This is a genomic window from Microtetraspora sp. NBRC 16547 (genome assembly GCF_030268965.1).
In the GTDB taxonomy this organism is placed as follows: domain Bacteria; phylum Actinomycetota; class Actinomycetes; order Streptosporangiales; family Streptosporangiaceae; genus Microtetraspora.
Genome location: NZ_BSSE01000010.1, coordinates 198,714 through 212,848, shown reverse-complemented (window position 1 = coordinate 212,848; position 14,135 = coordinate 198,714). Strand labels below are relative to the sequence as shown.

The following is a 14,135-nucleotide window of genomic DNA, read 5'->3' as shown; positions in this document are numbered from 1 at the left end:
TGCTGAACCCTGATGGGGAGGCCGATGACGCCGAGGCCGACTACCGGCAGCGTTTCCTGCTCGTGCGGGAAAGCTCCACCGGCGGCCTGGAGGGGGAGTTCCGGCTGCCCCGGGAGGCGGGCGCGCGGCTTCGGGCGTTGCTGGATGCGTACGCCAAGCCCAAGGCCGAGGGTGATGATCGGCCGCTGCGGGTGCGGAACGCCGACACGCTGATCGCGCTGCTGGAACACCAGATCGGCACCGAGCTGCTGGTTCTGATCAACGCCGAGTCCCTCCCCGACGACCCACCGGCAGCCCCCGGCAACGACACCCCGGCCCAGCGCACCCCGGCTCAGGGCACCCCGGCCCAGGGCGCCGACACGCAAGAGGCGGCCACGCACGACATGGCAGCCTCCGACCACGGCGTCTCCGGCCGTGGTGTCTCCGGCCCTGGCGCCGACGCGCAAGCTGCGGCCACGCAGGACGTGGCGGCCCCGGACAGTGCCGACCACGACAGCATCGGCTCCGAGGAGGCTGCCCGCGACACGGCCGCCCCGGCCAGCGGCGCACAAGACATGACAGCCCGCGAGAACACCGCTGCCCGCGAGAGCGCCGACTGCGACGAAGCCGGCCACGGCACCACCACCCAGGGCGCGGCAGCCCGGGAGAGTACTGACCACGCCCAGAGCGGGCAGCACACCGCCAGGCAGGACGCCACCATGCAAGGCACGGCCGCGCCGCAGGATGCGGCGGACCGAGACACGGCTGCCGGAAAGACGACCGGCCAAGAGGCGGCCACCGATGGAGCAGCGGCAGCCGTTGGCGACTCGGCCGCCGATGACACCCAGACGCGTCACACGGCTGCTCACCTCAGCGGCGCAACCACCGCGGCCGCGAGTGCGGCTGGCGCCAGGACCGAGAGCGGACCTCCCGCTACAGCCTCGGCATCAGACACAGATGAGCCGCCCACGCCACGACAAGAGCCGGTCAAAGCACGGCGCGAACGGGAGCCGTCCGCAAGCGAGCGGAACACGCCCGGGCAGGAACGCGGGCCGTCCGGCAAGGGTCGTGGCACGACCCGGGATAACGCGTGCACGACAGCGGACGGACGAGACCGGACGCAAGCCACGGGCGGCCCATCGCGAGATACAGCGAGTACATCGCGGGACAGGCGAAGCACGTCACGGGACACGGCGAGTGGGCCACGCGGTAGGCGGAGCACATCGCGGACGGGGCGGGTGTCTGACTGGGTGACCCCTGGCGGGCTGATCTCGGGCCGGACGCTGCCCGGACTGCTGCTGGCCACCGGACAGTTCCTCCCCGTCACCGACATCCACCGACTGGCATCCACCTCCAGCCTCACCCGCCTGGTCATGAACGCCGAAGGACAGGTCCTGGACGTCGGACGCACCGTCCGCCGCGCCACCAGAACACAGCGGCGAGCCATCCTCGCCCGCTACACCACCTGCATGGTCGACGACTGCCACCTACCCGCCCACCTCTGCCAGATCGACCACGTCCAAAACTGGAGCGACGCAGGCGCCACCGACCTCGACAACCTCGGACCCACCTGCCAATTCCACAACCGCGACCGCTACCAACACCCCGACCGCTACCAACTCCACCGCGTCGGCGACAACCGATGGGCATTCACCTACATCGGTCGCCGTCCTGCCTGATCAGGTACTGCTCGCGTGGGAATGGAGGGGTCGGTTCAGCGATCGCGGCGGTCCCGCCAGGCGTTGACGGCCGCCTTGATCCAGTGGCCAGTCGGGGGTCGAAAGCTCGGCAGGGCCATACGGCGAGTGAGCAATGATCAGACCCTGTGGATGGCCCTCGGCGAGGTGACGCGAACGGGGCGATCGCCTTGAGCCACCTGCGTGTTCCGGGGGAAGGATCCGACGCATGGAAGTACTGAGCAGCCGGATACTGATCCGCCCTCTGGACCTCGGTGCGAGCCAGAACTTCTACCGAGACGTGCTGGGTCTGGCCGTCTACCGCGAGTTCGGGCCCCCGCAGGGGCGGGGCATCGTGTTCTTTCTCGGGCAGGGCTTCCTGGAAGTCTCCGGGCACAGTGACGAGCACAGTGACGAGCACGTTGGGCACGGCAGTGACAGCGGTGGTCACAGCGGTGGTCACAGCGGTGGTCACAGCGGTGGTCACAGCGGTGGTCACAGCGGTGGTCACAGCGTCGAGATCTGGCTCCAGGTACGCGATCTGGAGGCGGAGCATCGCCGGCTACGGGACGCGGGGGTGACCATAGTCCGCCCGCCCCGGACGGAGCCGTGGGGACTCGCCGAGATGTGGATCGAGGACCCCGATGGCGTACGCATCGTGCTGGTCGAGGTCCCTGTCGACCACCCGTTGCGCCAGGACGTCCGTTAAGACGTGCATCGAGAACTCAGCCAGGTGACGGCCGCGGCGCCCCGGCACCGTTGTCGACCACGATCACCAGTGTCTCGTGACGGGGAAGCGAGGCGCGCCAGCTCGTCGCGTCGGAGGGCCGTCGGAGGGCGCCCAGGCCACCCCGGATCAGCCCGCCCAGGAAAGCAGCGGCTCGATATGCTCCGGTTGCCGCAGCGACCGCAAAGCCTGCCGTTCGAGCTGGCGAATCCGCTCCCGGGTGAGCCCGAGCCGGTCGCCGATCTCCTGGTAGGTGTGCGTCCTCCCGTCGCCGAGGCCGTACCGCAGGGTGACGATGTACGCCTCACGGTCGGGCAGCATGTCGACGAGGGACCGCAGCTGTTCGGCGAGCACCCGGCATTCCAGCACCTCGGAGACGGGGACGACCTCGGCGTCGGCGATCAGGTCGCCGATTCTCGTCTCGCCGTCCTCGCCGACGACCATGTCCAGGCTGACTGTGTCGTGGGCCAGGCGGCGCAGCTCGGCGAGCGTCTCGACGGACTGCCCGGCGGCCGCGGCCACCTCCTCTTCGGTCGGCTCGTGGCCGAGGTGGCCTTCGAGGTGACGTTCCGCGCGGGTCACCTTGGAGAGCTGTTCGAGGATGTGCACCGGAAGCCGGACCGTGCGGCTCTTGTCCGCCAGGCCGCGTTCGATGGACTGGCGGATCCACCACATGGCATAGGTCGAGAACTTGAAGCCCTTGGCGTAGTCGAACTTCTCGACCGCCCTGATCAGGCCGAGGTTCCCTTCCTGGATGACGTCCAGGAGCGGCCATCCCCGGTGGCCGTATTTCTTGGCGGCGGCGACGACGAGCCGGAGGTTGGCGCGGAGCATGTGGTCCTTGGCGGTGTCGCCGTCCCTGACGAGCTCCTTCAGCTCTTCCAGGTCGCTCCGCTCGGAGGCTTTCGGCTCAGGGACGGCGCCCGCCAGATCCTTCCCAGTGGTGTCGCCGCGCTCTGGGGCCTCTGCCGCACCGGCCTCCGCCTGCTCGATCAGGTGCTCGGCGTACAGCCCTGCCTCGATGCGCTTGGCGAGATCCACCTCCTCTTGGGCGGTGAGGAGCGGCGTCCTGCCGATCTGGCGCAGGTACTGGCCGAGCAGGTCCTGCTCGTCGAAGGGCTCGTGCGGCTCCGCGCGGCCGGTGCCCGCATGTCCGCGCATCCTGGTCACCTCTTCGTTCCCCAGGTGGCATCCCAGGCGGCTCCCCCGGGTTCTTCCACGTCCGCCTACCCAGCAGGTTCCCCGGCATTCCATCTCGGCGAGTTTCGCCCGCGCCCGTCGGGTAGCGGACGCCTGCCACCACACGGCGGCGACACGGCACCACAACACGGCGACCGCGACACGATGCCCGCGACAGAGGGAGGAATGTGATGGCCTTCATCGACCGAGAGTGCGTCCGGCGGCTGATCGAGGCGCCGGATCCCGACACGGCACTGGTGTTCGTCCGCGGGGAGTGCCTCGTCCTGCCGGACGCGGAGATCGACGAGGTGCACCGGAGGCTGATCATCGCCCGCCGCCGTGACCTGACGGCGCACCTCCACGGGGACACGATCACCGACCAGCAGCTCGACCTGCTGGCGGAGCGGCTCGACAACGTCGTACACGATCTGGGCGCCTGACGTTCACGGTGCCCCGTGGAGGCCCTCCCGGAGGGTCAGTCCTCGCCCTCCGGGAGATCGGGTACGGCGTGGCCGAACCGGAACACGCGCTGGGGGTCGTGGACCTCCCTCAGCCGGGCGAGCCTGCGCAGCACCGGCCGGGGCCAGACCCGGGCGATCTCCTCGGGGCGCGTCGCCGTTCCCTGGAAGTTCAGCAGGCATCCTCCGGTCAGCCACGGTTCCACGGCGCCGATCAGGGCCCCGGCGGCGCCGGGGATCACGGACGCGAAGAGCTCCGGCACGGGAGCGCCGATGATCAGCAGGGAGAACGCGGCGTCCCGTCCTCCGACGGCGTTCTCCGGCCGCGCGGGCCGGGCCAGCGCCCCGCCGAGGTGGCGCACCTCGACCACGGCGAAGGGCGCCTCCACTTCCGGCCCGGCGGTGGCGAGGATCGCGTCGACGGTGTCCGCGGTGAGCTCGCGGAGCAACGCCCCTCGCTCCCAGGAGGGCATGGGGTCGGTCGGGTCCTGGTGGATGGAGCCGATCGCGGCGAAGGGCATCGGGGCGACAGCGTCGATGAGCGGGCTGCCGACGGCGCGCATGGGGGCGAGCAGCCGCTCCCCCTCGTGCGCCTCGCCGATGTGCGCGAACCGCAGGTGGGCCACGAACCGGCCGCGCAGCATCGGGGGCAGCTCGGGCAGCGGCGGCAGCCGGAGCAGCGCGACGGAGGTCGTGGTGGTCTCCGGCAGGGTGCCGACCCAGTCGCGGTAGGCGTGCAGCACGCGTGACGCGTCCTCCGCCGGGAAGAAGATCCCGCCGCCGTACAGCGTGGCTACGGGGAAGAGATCGATGGTCATCGAGGTGACCACGCCGAAGCTGCCCTTGCCGCCGCGCAGTGCCCAGAACAGGTCCGGCTCGCGGACCGCGTCGACAGTCCGGGCTTGGCCGTCCGCGGTGACGAGGGTGAGCTCGCGCACGTGGTCGGCGGCGAAGCCGTACGTGCGGGCGATCGGCCCGGTGCCGCCGCCGAGGGTGTAGCCGATCGCCCCGACGCCCGGCGCCGAGCCGCACAACGGCGCCAGGCCGTGCGGCGTGGTGTGCTCGATGACCTCGGCCCACGTCGTGCCCGCGGCGATCGTGGCGGTACACGCCGACGGGTCCACCGTGACGGCGTGCATCCGCCCGGTCGTGATCAGCACGGCGCCGTCGACGGGCATCACGGCGCCGTGGCCGGTGGCCTGGACCGCGACCGGCAGCCCCTGGCGGGCGGCGAAGCGCACGGCGGCCTGGACGTCCCCCACGCCGGTGGCGCCGACCACCAGGGCCGGGGTGTGGCGGATCGCCACGTTGAATCCGGTCACTTCGGTGGTGAAGCCCTCGTCCCCGGGCAGCAGCACCGGGCCGTCCACCTCCCGTCGAAGCGATTCCGCTTCGCGTGACAGCCCCGCCGGGTCGCCGGTGATGACGCTCATCGTCCTGCTCTTTCTCTCCTGGCCCGCGGGCCTGACGTCGGCGGCCTGGCGGCCGTGTGTCACCTTTCTCTCACCCGGCGCTTGCTGATTTCTTGGAAATCACCTGTAGCGGGACTGCACCGCACTCTTCGAGACTCTTCGAGGTCACGCCGGCCCTGTGCCGTCCGAGGACGTCCGAGTGCCTTGGCGGTCGCATCGATCAACTCGGTAGCGCGCGCCGCGGCGTCGGAGCCCTGTCTGGGGGTCAGGAGGGCTTGGATCCGGTCGTAAGTGGGGAGGCCGGCGGCGACGGGCTCGCCCTCCGCGACGGCCAGCGCGGTGGTCACCGCGGCCTCCAGCGCCGCCCGGAAGAGCAACGAGCCGCAGCTCACCCGCCGCACCCCCAGTTCCGCCAGTCTCTTCACGGTGTGCCTCCCCGGCAGGAACAGCACGTTCACCGGCACGTCGACACCGCCCACGAGTGCCCGGATGTCCCCCTCCTCCGCCACCCCGGGTGCGAAGATTCCGTCGGCTCCCGCCTCCGCGTAGGCCCGGCCCCTGGCCAGGGCCTCCTCCACCATCGCCTGCCGGGCCGATCCGGCCGGATCCTCTTCGGTCGCCGGGACGGTGCCGAGCCAGAACGTGTCGGTCCGAGCGTTGACGAACATGTCCGGCACCGCTGCCTTGATCGCCGCGATCAGATCCTGCACGGCGGGCACGGGGGCGAGACCCCCGTCAGGCCGCCCGTCCTCCAGGTTCACCCCCACCACGCCGACCGCGGCCAGTTCGGCCGCCAGGTCACCCACTTGCCGCGGGTTTCCCCCGAAACCGCCCTCGATGTCCACGGTCACCATGCACGGCAGCCCCGTCAGCCGCCGGGCGAGCGCCACCGTCTCCTCCCTCGTCTCCCCTGCCGCGTCCGGCTTCCCGACCGCCCCCGCCACGCCGAGGCTCGTCGTCCCCACTGCCGCGAAGCCGGCCTCGACCAACATCGCCGCCGACGCGAAGTCCCACGCGTTGGGCAACACCAACGGCCCCCGCCCGTGGTGCATCTCCCTGAACAGCCCGAAGTCCCGGCCGCCCGCCGTACGCGCTGTGCGGCGGGTGCGACGGGTGCGGCGGGTGCAGCGGTCTTCCGCGAGCGCGTCGAGGACCCCCGCCGCCAGGGCCAGGGCCATGTGATCGCCGGGGCACGGCCGGAGGCCATGGCCGAACGTGAGATGAGCCGAGGAGCGCCCCGGGGCGAACCGGTCGGGGTGGGCGAACACCGAAGCGTCCCTGTTGGCGGCGACCAGGTCGAGCACGACCACCGCACCTGCTTCGACGTCGACGCCGCCGAGCGTCACCCGTTCCGTGGCCACGCGCCGCATGGCCTTAACGGGCGGATCATGGCGCAGGGTCTCCGCCAGTAGGTCGTCGATCCCAGCCGGATCAGGATGTCCGCTCAGGTGCCGGGCGGCGTCGCGGATCAGTCCGGCGGTGGAGTCGCACGCCTGGACCAGCAGCATGACGGTGGTGGCAAGAACTTGCGGATTCGGGTCGCCCAGCAGGTGCGCCAGCCGTACCAGCGCCTCGTCCGCCGGGGCGTCGGGCCCGGTCCCGGGGAAGTACGCCTCGGCGATCACACCGACGAGTTCGGCGACCTCGGCACCGCGTGGAGCGCCGAGTGCGGTCGCCAGTACGGCCACTGGCACCCGCCTGGAGATCGTGTCAAGGCCCGAGCCCGCCAGAAGCGACTCCCGCGCCTGTTCGCCGGCCATGGCACGCAGCCGTACCAGGTCCAGGGACGCGAGCGCGTCGACGGCGTCGCGACGCCGGGCCGCGTGGCGACGGCCGTTGCTGAAGCGGCTGACCGCGCCGCGCAGCCACCTCATCCCCAGCTCCGTCCCATCGTGAGCGCACGCGGGGACGGGGACGACGAACCGCTCGTCGGAGAGCACCGCGCACACCTCGGCGTGCCGGCTGACGATCCACTGCCCGCCTTCGAACCTGGGCGGAGTTCCTGATGTCATGCCCTCGACGCTAGGCCCGGGACGTTTCGCCGACCGCCGAAACATCCCGGGGCCGCGTCTCAGGCGAGGAGCCCGTCGCCGACCCAGCCGTTCGGCGCGCAGCCGGGCGGGATCGCGAAGACGGCCGAGCCGATCGGTACGGTCCACGCGTTCAGCAGGTCCGCCTCGTCCAGCATCTGCTGGATGGGAACGAACTGGCGGGCGATGTCGGCCTGGTACGACGCGAACAGCAACCCGGAAGCGGATTTCCCGTCGGAGGTGGCCGCTTCGTCGTAGTTGTACGGCCTCCGGTAGATCCGCATGCCGGGATCCTGGACGCGCGCCCGCCTGATGTGGGCGTACTCCGAGATGATCGGGAATCCGGCCGGACCGAGCCGTGCGAAGTCCGGCTCGTCGTGCTCGGCGCTGCCGGTGAGGGGCGCGCCGTTGTCGAGGCGGCGTCCCACGCTGAACTCCCTGGCCACCCGGTCCGCGGCGTCCCAGGTCTCGAGATCCATGTGGATGCGGCGCAGCACCAGCGTCGTTCCGCCGTGCAGCCACTCAGGCCCGTCGCTGATCCAGACGGCGCGGTCGAAGTCCGCCGTGCCCGGGGCCGGGTTGACGGTCCCGTCGAGCTGGCCCATCAGGTTGCGCTGGGTCGTCCCGGGGGCCTGGACCTGCGGGCTCCTACGGAATCCCCGCTGGGTCCAGCGCACCTTGGCGAAGGCCCGCGCGTCCTTCACGATCATGCGCAGGGCGTGCGAGAGTGTGACGCCGTCGTCGGCGCAGATCTGCACCAGCAGGTCACCGTCGTTCCACCGCTTCTCCAGCCGGTCGATGCTGAACGCGGGCAGGGGCGCCACCGTCTTCGGCTTCAGGTGCTCGACCCCCGCCGCCTTGAACAGTCCGGGCCCGAAACCGAACGTGACCGTCAGCCGGGCCGGATCGACCGCGAGTTCGGGCTCGACGTCGGCCAGGGCCGGCCGTCCCTGTGTCAGGCGGCGGGCGTCGTCGGTGAGCAGCCGCATCAGCCGCCCGATCGCCTCCTTGTCGACGCCGGCGCGCAGGTCCAGGCCGAGGAAGGCGGCGTACGCCTGCGGCATCGTCTCGATCCCGCTCTGGTGCTTCCCGTGGAAGGGTTCGACGGCCTTACCCGCCGAGAAGGCGGCGGGAGAGGCGGTGACATCGGGGGCGGCGGGGGCCGAAGCGGAGGAGCGGGAGGAAGGGGTTGTGGGGGAACCGGCGGGCGCACACGCGGCGAGGGCGCCGACCGCTGTGGCGGCGCCTCCCGCGAGTAGTCCCCTCCGGCTCAGTCGGGGCTCACTCATGACGATCAGCTGTGCTCCTTGCTCATGTCGCCCATCGCGCCGGCGGCATCGCCGACGTCGGCGTGGTCGCTGCCGTGGTCGCTGCCGTGGGAGTCGCCGGAGCCGTCGGTGTGCGAACCTCCGTGGCCCGTTCCGGGCTGGTAGTTCTCCTTGCCACCGGCGAACTCCTTGCCGATCGCGGTGAACTCCAGCGTCGCGCCGTCCTTGAACGCGAGCGTGAAGGCGATCTGGTCACCGGGCTTCACCGCCTTCGTGACGCCCATCATCATGATGTGGTCGCCGCCCGGCTCCAGCTGGTGCGTGCCGTGGGCGGGGATCACGAAGCCACCCTTCTTGGGCTGCATGATCGTCTTCCCGCCGGACTCCACGACTTCGTGCAGCTCGACGTCCGGCGAGAGCGGGGAGGCCGCGGACATCACGGTCACGTCGGTGTCGCCGTTGTTGACCAGGGTGCCGAAGGCCGCGGTCATGCCCGACTTGGTGCTCTTCACCCACGGGTCGGTCACGGTGATCGCGGAGCCGGGAGCGGCCTGAGGGGTGGACTCGGCGGCAGGCTGGACCGCGGCCTGGTTCTCGGGCTGGGCGGCGGGCTGCGAGCCACAGGCGCTGATCACGGTGATGAGGATCGCGGCGGGTGCGATGCGACGAAGGAACATTGCCGTTGCCTTTCTTCGACCCGGATGGCGTGCCGGTTGTGCCGGGGCTGTGCCGTACCGGATGTGAGGTTGTCAGGGAGGGCGATCCGCCGGGTGGCGGGATCGCCGCCGGTCGCTGGTCAGGCGACCGGCCGTACGAACGAGGCGGCTCCGCGAGCCGGTCGGCGGTTCATGCCGACCGCTGCGCGACCTGATCGACTGTGTGCTGACCGGTCGAGAACGGACCGCACTGGCCGCGCACGAGTGACGGGGCGGCGCCGACCAAGTGGACCGCCCAAGTGGACCGACCAGTCGAGCCGAGCAGTCGAGCCGAGCAGTTGGACCGACCAGTTGGACTGACGGGCAAGACCACCGGGAACGAACCGGCAGGACTGACCCGCGGCCCCACTGCTCAGGACCGACCGATCAGACTCGCTGGGCAGGACCGACCGCACAGGGCTGACTGAGCCGCGCTGGCTGAGCGGAACGGACCGAACGCCGCCGACGGCGTGGCCCGAGGCGCGGAATCGGCCACTCAGGGCCGGATCACCGCACTCACCACACTCACCGCACTCGCCGAACTCGCTGAGCCGACCGCGGGATGCGACCGGCCTCGCGACCTTCCACGTACCCCAGTGCATGTCAGGACATGTCCGAACGCGTGACCGTGAAGGGGCCACTTGACAAGGTTCGGCCAGGTCCGCCACATGCCGATATGCCGGTACATCGCGGTCATGTTGCTACGGAGTTCAGCGTGTTTCACGGCGCGCGCCTCCGCGAGCCGTTCCCACAGAGCGAGCCAGTGCAGTGTGAAGCCAGTGCAGCGTGAAGCCAGTGCACAGCGACGTCAGTGCGCGGCGGCGGCGACCACGGGCGGGCCTCGTCGGCTCACCGCGTGCCGCAGCGACCGGGTACGGAGGATCTCCGGCTCGGTGGACCGGCAGGCGTGGAACGGCGTGGACGCGGGGACGAGCAGGATGTCCAGCAGCAGGAACAGCCGGGCGGCGAGCCGCCGCAGCAGCGACCACAGCATGGCCTCGCCGCGGGACAGCCACAACGCCGTCAGGCCGACGGCCCAGCCGTGCGTGATGAGCATGCCGAGGCCCGGCACCAGTCCGGAGTGGAGGTGCGCGCCGACCTCGCTCGCCTGGCCGTACGACGTCGCGGTTCCGACGGCGAACAGCAGGTGCAGAGCCACCTGGAGGCCGCCGAGCAGCGGCAGGATCACGGCCAGGCCGCGCTCCCGCCCGGTCCAGGGAAGAGCCGCGGCGAACGCGAGGGCGAGACCCCCGGCGACCATCGGCCCGGAGAGCGGCCCGGAGAGCGAACCCCCGCCGAACAGGTGCGCGATCACGCCCAGCCCGACACACACCGCGGCGAAGGCCGTGGTGCGCGCAAGACGGAAGGGCGTAATGGCAGACATACTGCCGTTATCGTCCCACGAGGAGTGGCCGGTCTCCCAACCGCTCCCGCGGTTCGGCGGAGATCGACCACACCATCGACCACACCACCGGGCTCACCACCGGGCTCACCTCGGTCACATCAGGTAGCGGAACCACAGATACGGCGTCGCGATGGCGACGGTGACAATGGTGACGATCAAGCCGTATTTCGTGAACTGCCAGAAGCTGATCGGCGTACGGTTCCGGGCGGCGATGCCCAGGACGACGACGTTCGCGGCGGCGCCGACGGCGGTGGCGTTGCCGCCGAGGTCAGCGCCGAGCGCCAGCGCCCACCACAGCGCCTGCGCCGGCCCGTTGCCGCCGTTGGCCTGGACGAGGTCGGCCACGATCGGGCTCATCGTCGCGACGTAGGGAATGTTGTCCACGATGGCCGACAGCCCGGCCGACGCCCAGAGCAGCAGCATCGTGGCGAATCCGAGCCGGCCCTCGGTGGCTCCGACCGCCGCCTCGGAGATCTTGCCGATGACGCCGGTCTCGACCAGCGCTCCGACCATGACGAACAGCCCGGCGAAGAACACCAGTGTGGGCCACTCGACCTCGCGGATCGCCTCCTCCGTGGTGACCCGGGTCGCGGCGACCAGCACCCCGGCGCCCAGCAGCGCCACCACGGACGGCTCATAGTGCAGCACCGGATGCAGCACGAACGCGGCCATCACCAGCGCGAGCACCACGAGGCTCTGCCACAGCAGCCTGCGGTCGGCGATCGCCTCCCGCTCGTTCAGCGCCATGATCTCCGCCGCCCGGTCGGGGTCGTACCGGAACGAGTTCCGGAACATGATCCGGCACAGCCCGATGAACACCACCATCAGGACCACAATGAGCGGGGCGAGATGGATGAGGAAGTCGTTGAACGTCAGCCCGCCCCTGCTGGCGATGATGATGTTGGGCGGGTCGCCGACCAGCGTGGCCGTTCCACCGATGTTGGACGCCATCGCCTCGGCGATGAGGAACGGCGCGACGTTCAACGCGAGCCGTTCGCAGACGAGGAACGTGACCGGAGCGATCAGCAGCACCGTCGTGACGTTGTCGAGCAGCGCGGAGGCGCAGGCGGTGATCGTCACCAGCAGCACCATGAGCCGGAACGGGCGGCCCCGCGCCCGCTTCGCCGCCCAGATGGCCAGATATTCGAAGATGCCCGTCTGCTTCAGCACCCCGACGATGATCATCATGCCGAGCAGCAGGAAAATGACGTTCCAGTCGATCCCCGTGCGCTCGGAGAAGAACGCCGACTGAGCTCCGGTGGCGTGGATGAGCAGCATGATCCCCGCGCCGCCCAGCGCCGCCGCGACCCGGTGGATCCGCTCCGTCGCGATCAGCGCGTACGTGCAGACGAACGCCACGACCGACAGCCATGCGGTAACCGTCATGAAGCGACAACCCGGTCGAGCAGGGTCTGCAGTGTGACCGCTCCGAGCAGGCGGCCGCCGTCCACGACCGCGACCAGCGGGCTGCTGGTCCGCGCCATGAGCGCGGCGATCTCCAGCACCGTGGCGTCGGGATCGGTGACCGGCAGCTCGCGCGGCTCCTCCGGGAGGCACTCCCGGACCGTGCGGCCGGCGAGCGAGCGCAGGAACGCGTCGGCGTGCGCCTCGTCCACGACCCTGGCCAGCGCCGGGTCGTCCTGGCAGTAGCGCGGCACGGCCAGCCGCAGCACCTGCGTGCCCGGCAGGACCGTGCGCGGCCGCCCGCCCTCGTCGACCACGATCAGGCCGGGGAGATCCTGGTCGGCGAGTAACCGCGCCGCCTCGATCGTCGGCGTGTCGAGGGTGACCGTCGGGAAGTCCGTGGTGAGATCGCGAGCTCGCATGGGGGTCCTCCAGGGTCGGCGAGAGCAGCGCCGACCAGACTTCCCGGCTCACCCCCCGGGAACCTATCAAGCCACGACCCGTCAAAGAAAACGGGGATCCCCGGACGTACGCGATCGGCGGCCCCCTGCCCGGCCGGGTCAGACCCTCCGGCAGCGGAGCAGGAGCATGGCCGCGTCGTCGTGCAGGGGAGCGTCCACGTGCGCGACCAGGTCGAGCCGGAGCGACTCGAGGGCCGCCTCGGGGTCGTCCTCTTTCAGCAGGTGGGCGCGGTCGGCGAGCGGGTAGAACCGGCCCGTGCGGTCGCGCGCCTCGATGACGCCGTCGGTGTAGAGGAGGACCTGGTCTCCCGCGGCGAACGGGATCTCGAACGGGGCCGGCCCGTCCACCCCCAGTACGGCCAGGCCGAGGGGCGGCGCGAAGACATCAGGCTCGACGAAGGCGACCTGACCGTCGGCCCGAAGGATCAGCGGCGCCGGATGGCCGTAGTTGAGCAGGGTCAGTGTCCCGTCGGGACGAGCCTCCGCCACGATCGCGGTGACGAAGTCCTCCCCTGTCAGTCGCCGGTTGAGCGCCTTCTCCACGCGGGCGCTGACCCCCAGGAGATCCGGCTCGTCGTGCGCGGCCTCCCGGAACGCGCCGAGGACGAGCGCCGCGGTCTCCACCGCCTCCAGGCCCTTGCCCTGAACGTCACCGACGATCACCCGGACGCCGTTCGGGCCAGTGACCACCTCGTACAGGTCACCGCCTATGCGCGCCTCCGCCGCCGCGGACGTGTAGGAGACGGCCGCGCGGAGGTGCCCGGCCCGCCGCGGCACCGGGCGCAGCAGGACGCGCTGGGCGACCTCGGCGACGGAGCGCACGTTGGCGAGTTCCCGCTCGCGCCGCTGCCGCCCGATCGTGGCCAGGGTGCTGGCGACGGTCACGCCGATGATCGAGATGATGCTCAGGTCACTCTCGGGGGCGCGCAGCAGGTTGTTGTAGACGGCGAGAAGCAGGGACAGCAGCAGGGCGATGCAGCCGATCAGCATGGTGCGGGGGACGCCGCCCACCAGGCTCGCGAACGCCGGACCGATGGCCAGCAGCGAAAGGAAGACGTACTGCGACCCGGCGAGGATGTCGGCGGCGGCGATAATGCCCATCATCACGAAGGGCAGCATCGCCATCAGCGGCTGTGCTCGGGTCACGCGGGCTCCGGCCGCCGGCGTCCGCCGGAACAGGTGAATCCTGGCTGGCGATTCTGGCCGTGCGTCACTGTGTGCCTCCGAAATGTCACCGGACGCGGCTGCCTGCCGGCCAGGCCTCCCCCGCGCGCCGCCGTCACTGTAACAAGGGACGTCATCCCGGAACAGGCGATACGTCCACTGGACGACCAGGTTAAGGGCCGGAGGCGGAGGCCGTTCAGGAGACCCGGCCACATTGGATCATCGGATGGATCACCGCGTGAGCCGCCGCGCGGGCACGGGCGGCGGTCCTCGGCAC

12 protein-coding genes are annotated in these 14,135 nt (G+C 70.9%); 3 read left to right on the top strand and 9 right to left on the bottom strand.

The genetic code is table 11. The features are described 5' to 3' along the window. A partial coding sequence (locus QSK17_RS16660; protein WP_502889226.1) for an HNH endonuclease signature motif containing protein occupies positions 1–1,658 on the top strand: 1,658 nt, incomplete at its 5' end. Positions 1,659–1,884: 226 nt separating this feature from the next. Continuing rightward, positions 1,885–2,364 (top strand): VOC family protein, encoded by a 480-nt coding sequence (locus QSK17_RS16655; RefSeq protein WP_285705692.1) that lies wholly within the window; start codon positions 1,885–1,887, stop codon positions 2,362–2,364. Positions 2,365–2,511: 147 nt separating this feature from the next. Here the strand turns inward: QSK17_RS16655 and QSK17_RS16650 are convergent, their stop codons facing one another. After that, positions 2,512–3,543 (bottom strand): sigma-70 family RNA polymerase sigma factor, encoded by a 1,032-nt coding sequence (locus QSK17_RS16650; RefSeq protein WP_285705691.1) that lies wholly within the window; start codon positions 3,541–3,543, stop codon positions 2,512–2,514. 209 nt (positions 3,544–3,752) lie between these two features. Between QSK17_RS16650 and QSK17_RS16645 the strand changes: the two genes are divergently transcribed. Continuing rightward, positions 3,753–4,001, top strand: coding sequence for a hypothetical protein (locus QSK17_RS16645; RefSeq protein ID WP_285705690.1), 249 nt, complete (start codon positions 3,753–3,755; stop codon positions 3,999–4,001). Positions 4,002–4,036: 35 nt separating this feature from the next. On the opposite strand, the gene QSK17_RS16640 is transcribed toward QSK17_RS16645, so the two are convergent. The 8 genes from QSK17_RS16640 to QSK17_RS16605 form a co-directional block, all read right to left on the bottom strand. Continuing rightward, positions 4,037–5,452, bottom strand: coding sequence for an FAD-binding oxidoreductase (locus QSK17_RS16640; protein WP_285705689.1), 1,416 nt, complete (start codon positions 5,450–5,452; stop codon positions 4,037–4,039). Positions 5,453–5,511: 59 nt separating this feature from the next. Further along, positions 5,512–7,443 carry a cytochrome P450 gene (locus tag QSK17_RS16635; RefSeq protein ID WP_285705688.1) on the bottom strand — a complete coding sequence of 644 codons (1,932 nt, stop codon included), beginning with the start codon at positions 7,441–7,443 and terminating at the stop codon, positions 5,512–5,514. Positions 7,444–7,502: 59 nt separating this feature from the next. Further along, positions 7,503–8,750, bottom strand: a complete 1,248-nt coding sequence (locus QSK17_RS16630; protein WP_285705686.1) for a Dyp-type peroxidase — start codon at positions 8,748–8,750, stop codon at positions 7,503–7,505. Between the two features lie 5 nt (positions 8,751–8,755). Beyond that, a complete protein-coding gene (locus tag QSK17_RS16625) occupies positions 8,756–9,406 on the bottom strand; it encodes a copper chaperone PCu(A)C (RefSeq protein ID WP_285705685.1) in 651 nt (216 codons plus the stop codon). A gap of 826 nt (positions 9,407–10,232) precedes the next feature. After that, on the bottom strand, positions 10,233–10,808 hold the full coding sequence (locus QSK17_RS16620) for an MFS transporter (RefSeq protein ID WP_285705683.1): 576 nt from the start codon (positions 10,806–10,808) through the stop codon (positions 10,233–10,235). 114 nt (positions 10,809–10,922) lie between these two features. Next, the gene (locus QSK17_RS16615; RefSeq protein WP_285705682.1) at positions 10,923–12,215 is read right to left on the bottom strand and encodes an ArsB/NhaD family transporter; all 1,293 of its coding nucleotides are present in this window, start codon (positions 12,213–12,215) and stop codon (positions 10,923–10,925) included. Further along, positions 12,212–12,655, bottom strand: coding sequence for a CBS domain-containing protein (locus tag QSK17_RS16610; RefSeq protein WP_285705681.1), 444 nt, complete (start codon positions 12,653–12,655; stop codon positions 12,212–12,214). The genes QSK17_RS16615 and QSK17_RS16610 overlap by 4 nt, the downstream gene beginning before the upstream one ends. Before the next feature lie 138 nt (positions 12,656–12,793). Next, positions 12,794–13,840: a PP2C family protein-serine/threonine phosphatase gene (locus QSK17_RS16605; protein ID WP_285705679.1), complete on the bottom strand. Its 1,047-nt coding sequence runs from the start codon at positions 13,838–13,840 to the stop codon at positions 12,794–12,796. Between the last annotated feature and the right edge of the window lie 295 nt (positions 13,841–14,135).